Origin of the sequence: Thalassotalea nanhaiensis (genome assembly GCF_031583575.1) — a bacterium.
GTDB classification, from domain to species: domain Bacteria; phylum Pseudomonadota; class Gammaproteobacteria; order Enterobacterales; family Alteromonadaceae; genus Thalassotalea_A; species Thalassotalea_A nanhaiensis.
The window spans coordinates 3,673,497-3,684,008 of record NZ_CP134146.1 but is presented as its reverse complement, the minus strand read 5'-3'; the positions used below and the strand labels follow the sequence as shown (position 1 = coordinate 3,684,008).

14 protein-coding genes are annotated in these 10,512 nt (G+C 37.6%); 7 read left to right on the top strand and 7 right to left on the bottom strand.

From position 1 onward, the window contains the following. Positions 1-66: 66 nt before the first annotated feature. Complete coding sequence (locus tag RI845_RS16010; RefSeq protein ID WP_348387174.1) at positions 67-579, bottom strand: SF0329 family protein; 513 nt, start codon at positions 577-579, stop codon at positions 67-69. Positions 580-933: 354 nt separating this feature from the next. On the opposite strand from RI845_RS16010, the gene RI845_RS16005 reads away from it, so the two are divergent. From RI845_RS16005 to RI845_RS15975, 7 genes are all read left to right on the top strand, one after another. Then, the gene (locus RI845_RS16005) at positions 934-2,109 is read left to right on the top strand and encodes an RNA ligase RtcB family protein (protein WP_348387173.1); all 1,176 of its coding nucleotides are present in this window, start codon (positions 934-936) and stop codon (positions 2,107-2,109) included. Continuing rightward, positions 2,106-2,732, top strand: a complete 627-nt coding sequence (gene prfH / locus RI845_RS16000; protein WP_348387172.1) for a peptide chain release factor H — start codon at positions 2,106-2,108, stop codon at positions 2,730-2,732. The genes RI845_RS16005 and prfH overlap by 4 nt, the downstream gene beginning before the upstream one ends. A gap of 8 nt (positions 2,733-2,740) precedes the next feature. Continuing rightward, a complete protein-coding gene (locus tag RI845_RS15995) occupies positions 2,741-3,094 on the top strand; it encodes a hypothetical protein (RefSeq protein WP_348387171.1) in 354 nt (117 codons plus the stop codon). A gap of 257 nt (positions 3,095-3,351) precedes the next feature. Next, positions 3,352-3,741: a hypothetical protein gene (locus tag RI845_RS15990; RefSeq protein WP_348387170.1), complete on the top strand. Its 390-nt coding sequence runs from the start codon at positions 3,352-3,354 to the stop codon at positions 3,739-3,741. Next, on the top strand, positions 3,734-4,855 hold the full coding sequence (locus RI845_RS15985) for an RtcB family protein (RefSeq protein WP_348387169.1): 1,122 nt from the start codon (positions 3,734-3,736) through the stop codon (positions 4,853-4,855). The genes RI845_RS15990 and RI845_RS15985 overlap by 8 nt, the downstream gene beginning before the upstream one ends. Before the next feature lie 367 nt (positions 4,856-5,222). Continuing rightward, positions 5,223-5,891: a metallophosphoesterase gene (locus RI845_RS15980; protein ID WP_348387168.1), complete on the top strand. Its 669-nt coding sequence runs from the start codon at positions 5,223-5,225 to the stop codon at positions 5,889-5,891. A gap of 276 nt (positions 5,892-6,167) precedes the next feature. Next, complete coding sequence (locus tag RI845_RS15975) at positions 6,168-6,449, top strand: helix-turn-helix transcriptional regulator (RefSeq protein ID WP_348387167.1); 282 nt, start codon at positions 6,168-6,170, stop codon at positions 6,447-6,449. Between the two features lie 419 nt (positions 6,450-6,868). Here RI845_RS15975 and RI845_RS15970 read toward each other — a convergent pair whose 3' ends face one another. The 6 genes from RI845_RS15970 to RI845_RS15945 all read right to left on the bottom strand — a co-directional run bounded on the left by RI845_RS15970 (position 6,869) and on the right by RI845_RS15945 (position 10,236). Then, a complete protein-coding gene (locus RI845_RS15970; protein ID WP_348387166.1) occupies positions 6,869-7,237 on the bottom strand; it encodes a hypothetical protein in 369 nt (122 codons plus the stop codon). 107 nt (positions 7,238-7,344) lie between these two features. Continuing rightward, positions 7,345-7,590 (bottom strand): hypothetical protein, encoded by a 246-nt coding sequence (locus RI845_RS15965; protein ID WP_348387165.1) that lies wholly within the window; start codon positions 7,588-7,590, stop codon positions 7,345-7,347. Positions 7,591-7,616: 26 nt separating this feature from the next. After that, positions 7,617-8,024 carry a hypothetical protein gene (locus RI845_RS15960; RefSeq protein WP_348387164.1) on the bottom strand — a complete coding sequence of 136 codons (408 nt, stop codon included), beginning with the start codon at positions 8,022-8,024 and terminating at the stop codon, positions 7,617-7,619. Between the two features lie 57 nt (positions 8,025-8,081). After that, complete coding sequence (locus tag RI845_RS15955) at positions 8,082-8,345, bottom strand: hypothetical protein (RefSeq protein WP_348387163.1); 264 nt, start codon at positions 8,343-8,345, stop codon at positions 8,082-8,084. A 110-nt stretch (positions 8,346-8,455) separates the two neighbouring features. Further along, positions 8,456-8,818: a hypothetical protein gene (locus tag RI845_RS15950; protein WP_348387162.1), complete on the bottom strand. Its 363-nt coding sequence runs from the start codon at positions 8,816-8,818 to the stop codon at positions 8,456-8,458. A 206-nt stretch (positions 8,819-9,024) separates the two neighbouring features. Beyond that, positions 9,025-10,236: a POT-type proton-dependent oligopeptide transporter gene (locus tag RI845_RS15945; RefSeq protein WP_348387161.1), complete on the bottom strand. Its 1,212-nt coding sequence runs from the start codon at positions 10,234-10,236 to the stop codon at positions 9,025-9,027. Positions 10,237-10,512: the final 276 nt, after the last annotated feature.

The following is a 10,512-nucleotide window of genomic DNA, read 5'->3' as shown; positions in this document are numbered from 1 at the left end:
TAAAATTCCATTTGGTTAGCGGGTAACACCTTGTCGCAACAAGAGTATTTAATTCACTCATTATTTCTACTTATAATTATTCAATTTAGGTTTTAAATGTTCAGCTCTACACCTTTCCGTGAAAAGCTTACCAGCTAGAGGATGTAACGTATCAACATCAATCGTTTTTAATGTTCTTTTGCCAACTCTTGAATCAATTACTGCCAGTGATTGAACTAAAGGATCTTCTGAGCTCAATGCTTCTTCAATACTTAAATCATGCACAAACTCCCAACATGCTTGATAAGCGTCTTGTCGGCTTAGTTCACCATAATTAGTTAAATCATTATCGTTATTAGAAGAAATACCATTGGTCAACTCTTGATCTTTTGATACCCACTTTTTGGTAGAGTCATCAAATTTACGAGGGATGTTCCAAAATGCTCTAGTGCAAAAATTAGCGACCACTTTTTTATCAAGTGTGATCCAAGCATGACCACACGAGCAGGCACCATATGCAGCGCTGTTTATAGCAAACCTAGAGCGAATAGAGGGGGCAATCCTTTGTTCTACAAGATGTTTTAATTTAGTCCATTTCATAGATACTATTAACGCAGATGTATAAAATTTTATCAATTACTTATTGCTTTGTGTTTATCATTTGATTAATATGCGCTTGTTCAATTATTCACCACCTCATTTCGTGTAGGTGAATTCATCAACTAACTGTGAAGGAGAAAATATTATGACAATTACATCAACATCCTTTGCAGGTCTTATCCGATAGAAACCTCGTAGCTTAGCCACGTCTCGTTAAATCAAGAAAGCCTAAGCATCTTAAACCAAGTTGTTTAATAAAGTTTCGTTCGGTTCATTTCGATAGAAATCCAGACCTGCCAATACGTATTACGTTTTAAATCCTAATTTTCTAATAAAGAGAAAGGAATTGGTACTATGGGCAAATCCGTCCAAAAAATTACTGAAAACGTTAGCCTAATTGCGTCCGCTGATACGTGGATTGAAGGGCTAGCGATACAGCAACTGATTAAAACATCAGAACTAAGTGGTATGCATCGCGTTGCGGGTATGCCTGATTTGCACCCTGGGAGAGGTTATCCGATCGGTGCAGCATTTTTTACATTAAACAAAATTTACCCTGCACTAGTGGGCAATGATATTGGTTGTGGTATGTCACTTTGGCAAACCTCAGCAAAAGTATCGAAAGTTAATTTAGAGAAACTGGCAAAGAAGTTTGAGCATGTAGAGCTGCCATTAGATGAAAGTTGGTCTTCAATTATTGAAAACCGAAAATCTGAAAAGTGCATAACTACTGATAACTATGACCGTGCTTTAGGCACCATTGGTGGAGGCAATCATTTTGCTGAATTTCAGGCCATTAACGAAGTTTATGATCAGAAGGCACTTGATGAGTTAGGGCTTAATAAAAAGCACTTACAGCTTCTTGTGCATTCGGGATCAAGAGGTTTAGGGCAATCAATTTTGGTTGAGCATATTACTAAGCACAATCATGATGGTTTAGGTTTTAATGATGAAGACTTTCAGGATTACATGGCTAAGCATGATGAAGCCGTTCGTTGGGCTGAGTTAAATAGAGAGCTGATTGCCAGACGATTTTTGGAAGCGATTAGAGCCAACGGTAACTGTGCATTAGACATTAACCACAACTTGGTTTCGGCCAAAAATATTGATGGCAGTGATGGTTGGTTACACAGAAAGGGCGCAACACCAAGTGATAAAGGCTATGTGGTTATTCCTGGTTCACGTGGTGATTATAGTTATCTAGTGAAGCCAATTAGTGGTAACGAAGCAACTGCTGAAAATCTTAATAAGAGTCTGTTTTCTTTAGCTCATGGCGCAGGGAGAAAATGGAAACGTGGTGAGTGCCATGGCCGTCTAGGTCACAAATATAAGCGTGAAGACTTATATCGAACAGCACTAGGAAGTCGTGTGGTTTGTGGCAATAAAGAGCTTTTGTATGACGAAGCACCGCAAGCGTACAAAAAATGTGAAACCGTTATTAGCGATATGGTTGATGCCGGATTGATTGAGGTTGTAGCGAAGTTACGCCCTGTTTTAACCTTTAAAACAAATGGAGATTGTTCATCATGATATTACTTCAATTGTCAGCGGGCCAAGGACCTGTTGAATGCAGTAAAGCTGTTGGTTTAGCGTTAAAAACGATTGAAAAGCTATGTCGAGAAAAGGGAATAAAGCTCGATATTGTGGAAGCAATTGAAATGAAAGAACGAGGCTGCTTTAAGTCTGCATTATTGCAACTTGATTCAGCCAAAAACACTGAAGCTAAGTTGTTAGCCGAGTCATGGCAAGGAGCTATGTTGTGGGTATGCCAAAGTCAATATAGGCCTAAACATAAGCGTAAAAATTGGTTCTTCAGTGGTCAAATGTATGAAGTCAATGATACCCAGTTAGATAAAGGGGTGACCTTTCAAACATGCAGAGCATCTGGCGCTGGTGGTCAGCACGTAAACACTACAGATTCTGCGGTGAGGGCCACTCATACGGTTACGGGAATTTCTGTTCGAGTGGAAAGTGAACGAAGCCAACATGCTAATAAACGTCTGGCAAGAGCATTGTTATTCCAAAAGTTGGAAGCAACAAAGCTTGAGCAAATGACACAGCAAGAAAAAACTCGTTGGCAGCAACACTGGGAAGTTGAACGTGGTAATCCAGTAAGAACATTTAAAGGTGAGAAGTTCACTTTGATTTCATAGGTAAATATATGTTGAAACGACTATCACCACAGGAAAAAAAGATTCGAGATTACATGAACCAGACTAAGAACTGTTATGGCGAAAACAGTAAGAGTTCTAGAAAATCAATTCGATATAGAAAGGCTGTAGTAAATCGAGACTATCGTAGAAAAAGCCATAATATTTTAAGAATTGGTTACCTGGATATCGAATCGATAGAGATGAGCTTGTCGGGCCAATCAAGAGATAATTGGAAAAAGTTTGCTGATGAATCACTGATAGAGCGAATGTCAGACTATAACCGAAATAGCTTAAATGGTGAGCTTCAAAAAGAAGCCATTAAACGTATAAAGAAAACCAATAAAAACACAGAGCTAAACTAATAGTTCTTAATTGACAGAAAACGTCTAAGAATTATCATTGCACTGTTTTCATTCAATAATTCCGTAGGGGGCAGATATGTATTCCATTGCAAAAACATCGACACAGAAAATTCGCCACTTGGTTGTTGAGTATTAGTTACTTCTAAAAGTTACAACTCTCGATCAAGGGCTCTTTAAAAGCTTTTTTATCAACATCAGATAATTGCTGACCTACCTTTATTGACTGGGTATTAGCGATTTCTGGTGTGGAGAGATCGATGAATACATCAAATAAAATATTGGAATGTTGCGATTCGCTATGCGAAGGCGACGGCGTTTCACCTCGTCATGAAAAAAACAAAGAAAACTCTGTTGTTCATGACAATCGACGGTTGTGCCGTCAAGTTCAAAAACTTGTCCGTTTAGCCATAACTGAACTTGGTTTAGATGGCTGGGATATCGTAAGTGTTAAACAGAAAAAGGGGAAATCAACTCTACTCTTAACTATAGCACCTACAACACATTCATCATTTTCAGAATGTGAGCAAGCATTGGAGTGGCTGAGAGTTCACCAAAATGAAATAAGGTTTATTGTTGGATATGGTATAAACAGAAAGTCAGTACCAGCGCTGCACTTTGGATTAGTAGCGGAGGCTGATTATGAATAAATCAAAAGCAAGTTATCGACATTGGATGAGCGAAAGATTAACGCCAGAATTACAGCAGCAAACACAACGTTTATTACATGCAAAAGACGTTAAACATGTACGTTTAATGGCTGACGCTCATTTAGCCAACGACGTATGTGTGGGTTGTGTATTAGCAACAGAAAAATTGATATATCCGGCTGCAATTGGCGGTGATATAGGGTGTGGCATGTTATCAGTGCCATTAGGAGTTGATGCGGACTTTATTCAAAGCCAGCAGGCCGAAGTGATTTTCAAAAACTTAACTCACTTGGTTCCTATAGTGAAACAGGCTCAAGGCATACCCTTTGAATTAGACAGAAAATTATCTAATGAAAGGCTGCAACATATAGCCTTACGAGATGGGTGTTATCAGTTGGGTACGCTAGGTCGCGGTAATCATTTTCTGGAGCTGCAACGATGTGTTGATACAGAACAACTATGGTTAATGATACATACAGGATCTCGCGGTATGGGGCCTGCTATTCGAGACTATCATTTACATCATTCATCTGGAAAATCGGCTAGCCTTAAGTACTTGGATATTGAAAGTGAACAAGGACTGGCTTACTTCAATGATCTTTGTTGGGCTCGAGAATATGCTAATGCAAACAGACTGAAAATTTTGGAGCGATGTACAGCTCTGTTCCATGACTTATTTTCAATCTCGGTAGATGAAAGTAAGATGATTCATTGTGATCATAACCATCTTGATTTGATCACAGTAAACAAACAGGACCTGCTAATTCACCGTAAAGGAGCATGCTCAGTAACGAAAGGTGAAGCAGCTATCATCCCAGGAAGCATGGGAAGTGACAGCTTCCATGTCGTAGGAAAAGGAAATGCTGATTCTCTTTTTTCTAGTTCTCATGGTGCTGGTCGATGTATGAGCAGGCAATTGGCTAGGAAAACAATTACTAGTAATAATTTAAGCAAACAACTTTCTGGTATTTATTATCAACAGGAGAAGCTACGCTTGTTGACTGAAGAAGCTCCTACAAGCTATAAAAATATTGAAAAGGTAATGTCGTTGCAGAAGAAGCTAGTCAAAGTTACTCGACGTTTAAGTCCTGTCTTGAGTTATAAGGGAACTTAGTCTCTCTAATCAAATTTATATGGCTCTTTTTGCGGAAGTTAATTCTAATTAAATTCAACTTCCGCAGTTGACTTGAACATTGAATCTGTATTTTGAAATGATCCATCTACAACAGCAATTTTATTTGTGATTGAACCGGATTATTAGATTTAAGTTATTAATTTTCATGGTTAATCAGATTAATTACGGGCTCAGAATCCAACGCCTAATTAAGGTGATTGTTCTCTGTAGGCCAAATAAGAAAATAAGTTAACGGAAAGGGGCGGAAGCATTATAATAGAGGGACAATATACAGTTATTTGCCAGGTACATAGTGAAAATCGCCACCACCGCCATCCTTAACTCTTCTAGTATCCAGCATGTTCGTTTGGATGATAACCAACGAGTGTTTGTTGTTGGCGATTTAGATGGTAACTATAGGAGGCTTAAAGAGGCGATGAATCGTGTTGGTTTTGACCCAAAAGCAGATAAGCTGATTTGTTTAGGTGATATGATTGATCGTGGTGATGATAGCCTCATGATTTTAGAGCTAATGCGAGAATTAAATGCTTTTGTTGTACTCGGAAACCATGAACACTTAATGATTGAATCCATCCTCAGTCACGATGAAACTGCAAAATCACTCTGGACTAAGAATGGCGGAACTTGGCATAGTTCAGTTCCTCATGAACAGTTGAAATCACACTGCCAGTGGCTACTCAAGCAACCGTTATCGATTATTGCAGAGTATCAAAGTATGAAAATTGGAGTATCACATACTTTGCCAATGAAATGGAATTGGGATAATTTGCCTGTTGATAAATCAGCCATTGTTGCAGCTTTACTGTGGGATAGAGAGTTATTCTATAAGCAAAAATGCCTCGTAAATCGTGGTGTCGACTTTTCCATTCATGGCCACAATTCTACTCAAATCCCAATCTGGATTGAAAACACTTTCCATATTGATACCTCCTATTACGGCAGACCAACGATGGTGGAACTTAACGCTGTTATTGAAGAGTTTAATGCGATGAATGAAACAACGGACATTGCATAATTCCACGTTTGGAAAAGCCTAACTGCTTCAGTGAACCAAGCTTTTCCAAAAACTCAGTTTCTCCGTACCAAAGAGTTCATTCATCATTATCATAGGTATATTTTGAGCTGTAGGCACTGCCAGAGATGTGTTTAAAGCTAAAGTTGGCTAGTAAAAATAGCCTCATATAAAATTCCCCACATAGGCATCTGCATATTGCTACAATAGTAGCAATATGCACCAATAAATGATAAAAATTGCTATAATAGTAGCAATTCAACAAAAAATGGGGGGTGCATGCTTTCTCTATATACGCCGTATGATCTGCAGATTGAGTTAAGTCAATTTGTACGTAAAGTACGAAAGAACAAAAAAATAAGTATTAAATCTTTGTCACAAAAATCTGGTGTTCCTAATAGCACCATTCGTAAGTTTGAATCTACAGGTGAAATATCTTTGAGGCAGTTCTTAATGCTGTATACAGAGTTAGGTGACTTATCTAAAATGAAAATGCTTACACAAATGGAAGATATTCCCAAGAGTATTGACGAGGTTCTAGCGGCAAATATTAAATTATAAATTAATTCTAAAACGCCGTTTAACTGCCGTTGAGATAATTAGAGTTTGAAGGAGTGAAAAACTACATTGATTTTTATCAAGGTAGAAATCGACTCGAAAATGATTTTTATCAAGGTATAAATCGGCTCCAAAATGATTTTTATCAAGGTATAAATCGACTTAAATGGCTGTTGTATCTCTACAACAATTGTAGTGTGTCCACGAAAATAGGGTAAGACGAAATAGCGAACACTAAATTGTGCAACAAGCTGTTGCACAAATTTAATTATGACGAATTCGATATAATTAAACTTGAGATCAAAACCTGTGATCTCAAGATGGTAATTGTCCAACAAGCTGTTGGACAATTGAGTGACATGTTCCATTTTGGAACATGTGGCCTATGACCGCTTGGTGCCATTCGCCGACAGTCGCAAATGTTATTTAAACCACAACTTTTGCTTTTTTCGCTGAACGCTTCTTCTTTTCCCTAAAGCTATTAGCGTTAGACCTCCACCTACGGCAAAACCCGAACCTTTAGCACCTTGATAAGCCAATGCTAAACCAGATATAAGCGTTAAAATACCTAGAACGTACAAAGTTAAAGGTGAGAAATATCCGAAATTTCTTTCGCGTGTTGTTGCAAATAATAGCTTCCAACCTATTAACCCTAAAGGTAACCCTAGAATGACAAGCAAAATCGTAAACAATCCAGAGTCTGAAGCTGTATCAAAGAAAGCTTTGTAAGCTACAAACATAAATATAAAAAGAAAACACACACCAAAGCCAACGGATTGAGTGCGAGGCATAGGTTTGGTAATTTCCTTAGTGTCAAATCGGGAGTGTTTCATGATATAGAATTAAATGTTTACCTTGCGTTTGCTACAGGCTGGTTATCGCTCTTTGGCGACGTCAATTACCTTAACCTGAAAGATGGCTCAGATAACACCTTATCTTTAAAGAATTCAATTGCTTTTAGTATGTCGCTGAACTCTTGGCAATCGACTTTCGAACCTCGTTCAGAATAAAAAACTTCTAAATGAGACCTGACGTCGTAAATACAAAAGCCTTCAATTAAAGGTAATTCATCTACACCTATCAAATCAGGATTAATATTGAGCTTTAATAGCTCTGATTTAAGTTGAGATAATTCGGTTCGCATTGTCATCCTGACGGTCTCTTAATCGCTCAAACCTGTCGGTGAGCTTTATTAAAAGCTTGATACAACTCACCTAAAGTTAAATCATCATGCCACAGACTATTAAAGTCAATACCATGATGTTTATGTAAATCTTCTGCTAAAGTTTCAAACTCTAAAGCGTCCGCTTGCCATTTTTTCGGGTATAGCTCTCGATAAATAGTTAGCAATTTATCACTTGGTTCAAACTGCAATTTGTCTTTCTTATCGAATGCAAAAGCATCTACAAAAAATATTAAAAATGAACGAATGTTACTTGTAGAGTGTCCTGGGAATTCGGCTTTCCAACGTTTCCCCATACAGTTGCGTAGTCGGTAAATTTTAGGGAGTGTATCTTCCTGATAAATTGACCAAACGAGATAGGTTAGCACCAATGCCACAATAATAAACTCAATCATTATTTACTTCCTCCTATTCGTCCGCTGTTCGCTCTTTTCTGTCGTTAGTAACATTCATTAATCATTCCAAAACACCCAGTCTGAAGAGGAACGATTTATTAAATCCGCAGACGACTGATGGATGCGAATAACGTGTTCTGGATTAAAAGGCAACTCACTATAGTCTTCAACCGCGATTATCGTATTCGGATATAATAAAAGCACCCCTGAGAATTCAATACCAGATAAAAGTTCAACAGTCACCAAAGCAGCATCTTGTTTAAACTCAGCAAATGGACCATCACGTTTTATCAAATCTATCGGTATCTTAGTATTTCTCACTTGAAAGTGCCTTGCTCCACTGTCGGCTAATCGCTCCGCAGCGGCCTGTGAGCTTTTGATTACATTACGTTAAATCGTTGAGTGGTGCAAACGTGCCATTCTTGAATTTGTTAAGCACCATTTTCCGTGTAGATTATATAGAACGCACCTTGCTCATTTATCATTTTTTGCCAATCCTCATGACCTTCAGATTGCTTACTGTAATCGCTTAGAGTTATTTCACTGTACTCTTCGATATTAACATTGTTCCAATCTTGGCTCTCAAGCAATTGGGTAATATGAGTAGCTGAGAGTTCAATATTGGCTTTATCTATAATGGCTAAGAAAGGATACACCTTTTCTATTTCATATAATCCATCATGACCTGAATAAGTAACAAGTCCTTTAACTGTGAAACCTATTTTGGAGTTGTCAGCGTATTCTTCCAATTCACTTATTTTATTTTTGATTTTTTCAATGATTTTTGCGAACACTCAAGGCTTCCTGCTATGTATAAAGATTGTGTGGAGAAGTTTTAATACCACTGTCTGCTGATCGCTCTAAGCAGACCTTAATCTTTTCAAAGCATTACGTCAAGATTATGGAAAAACCATAAAGGCTTTTACTACAGGGACAGGCATTTTAAATACATAAAAGCTATTACTCACCTAGCAGGTTCATGCCTGTTAGGGCTTTTTTATTACGTAGCTAAGATAGGCTTTTTCCCAGAGAATTTGTTATATGAGTATTGAACCAACATCAAAAGTATACCGACAGTCAAACATACCCATCCAAGCGCCTCCAGACTTTTATTACCATCAGTGAAGTGGCTACCAGCGAAGTTCGCTAATGCAGAGGCATACAAGTGAATAGCAAAACTTGTACTAATTAGCGGTTTAAAACCTTTTTTAGCAATAATCGACATGAATATAACTGAACAAATAACTTCTGCAATAGCGTGCAACACCATGACTAGAATAATTATTTGTCTTATATTCCATTCATTTGAAATACTATAATTAAGAAAGAACCAACCGATTGAATAAATGGAAAAGCTTAAAGCGACCATATACCAAGATCTGATTTTAAAGAACCACCACAAAAAGAAGCAGGTGATACAAGTAACTAAAACACTAGTAATGCTGAATATTAAACCAATGTCATTCATTACCTCTGAAAAAGAGCCATAAAGCAAGGAAGCACCAACTTCATAGTAAGCCCAAAATAACGCCGAGAGGACAAATGTGACTACTACCACACCAATGCCAGCAAATAAATTTCCTCCTTGCTCTTTTGTTTTAATATTTGATTGTTTACTTTGTTTTGATAAATGTTTGCTCTGGCTAAGTATAATTAAGAAAGCTGCTGAAACTACAGCAGCAGATAAAGCGAACCCTGTTGACCAGCCAACATGTTCTGCCGTAGCTCCGACAATTATGGGGGCTAGCAAAGCACCAATGTTAATAAGCAAATATTGTCCCGTAAAAACACTGTTTAATTTTTCTGGAAAATTTTGCAATTGATGGGCAATCATTGCAGGTATATTTGGTTTAAACAATCCAGTGCCGATAGCGATAAGACTTGTAGCATAGTAGATAGATTGACTATCGATAAAGGTCAAACCGATATACCCTAAAGCCATTAGTGCTGCACCAAGCAATGTGGAAAGGTAAGCACCAACAAGAAAATCAGCGCACAATCCTCCTACTATCACGGCTAAATATGTATAAGCAGTGAATTCACCATAAAATTCAAGTGTTTTATCTGTAGGCCAACCCACACCTCCAGAGCCTTGGTCTATTAGAAAAAGAACTAAAATAGCTCTAAAGCCATAATATGCTAACCTTTCCAGGCAATTAGCCAGCAATAACCAACCTATCCCTTTAGTTGGAGAATGAGTTACTTCACACAAAATAAATCCCTTTTTAATATTTATTATTTTTATTGTATGGATATTATCAATTGCATGTAGTTAATGAAATGTATTTTTAAATACGACAACTTCAGTTTTTTGCATTTGTTACCTTAAAGGCTTTGTAAGCTATATAATCGCACTGATAATAATGATGACCTCAAGTATTAGCTACTTCCTTGACCTTAAGTGACTGAAAAGGTTAAGGTCTGCTTAGAGCGAACAGCAGACAGTGGTATTAAAACTTCTCCACACAATCTTTATACATAGCAGGAA

What these genes read in the sequence shown, in the direction of transcription:
- RI845_RS16010 (WP_348387174.1), bottom strand. Translation starts at nt 579, where the DNA reads ATGAAATGGACTAAATTAAAACATCTTGTAGAACAAAGGATTGCCCCC.
- RI845_RS15990 (WP_348387170.1), top strand. Translation starts at nt 3,352, where the DNA reads ATGAATACATCAAATAAAATATTGGAATGTTGCGATTCGCTATGCGAA.
- RI845_RS15995 (WP_348387171.1), top strand. Translation starts at nt 2,741, where the DNA reads ATGTTGAAACGACTATCACCACAGGAAAAAAAGATTCGAGATTACATG.
- RI845_RS15985 (WP_348387169.1), top strand. Translation starts at nt 3,734, where the DNA reads ATGAATAAATCAAAAGCAAGTTATCGACATTGGATGAGCGAAAGATTA.
- RI845_RS16005 (WP_348387173.1), top strand. Translation starts at nt 934, where the DNA reads ATGGGCAAATCCGTCCAAAAAATTACTGAAAACGTTAGCCTAATTGCG.
- RI845_RS15960 (WP_348387164.1), bottom strand. Translation starts at nt 8,024, where the DNA reads ATGATTGAGTTTATTATTGTGGCATTGGTGCTAACCTATCTCGTTTGG.
- RI845_RS15970 (WP_348387166.1), bottom strand. Translation starts at nt 7,237, where the DNA reads ATGCCTCGCACTCAATCCGTTGGCTTTGGTGTGTGTTTTCTTTTTATA.
- prfH (WP_348387172.1), top strand. Translation starts at nt 2,106, where the DNA reads ATGATATTACTTCAATTGTCAGCGGGCCAAGGACCTGTTGAATGCAGT.
- RI845_RS15965 (WP_348387165.1), bottom strand. Translation starts at nt 7,590, where the DNA reads ATGCGAACCGAATTATCTCAACTTAAATCAGAGCTATTAAAGCTCAAT.
- RI845_RS15975 (WP_348387167.1), top strand. Translation starts at nt 6,168, where the DNA reads ATGCTTTCTCTATATACGCCGTATGATCTGCAGATTGAGTTAAGTCAA.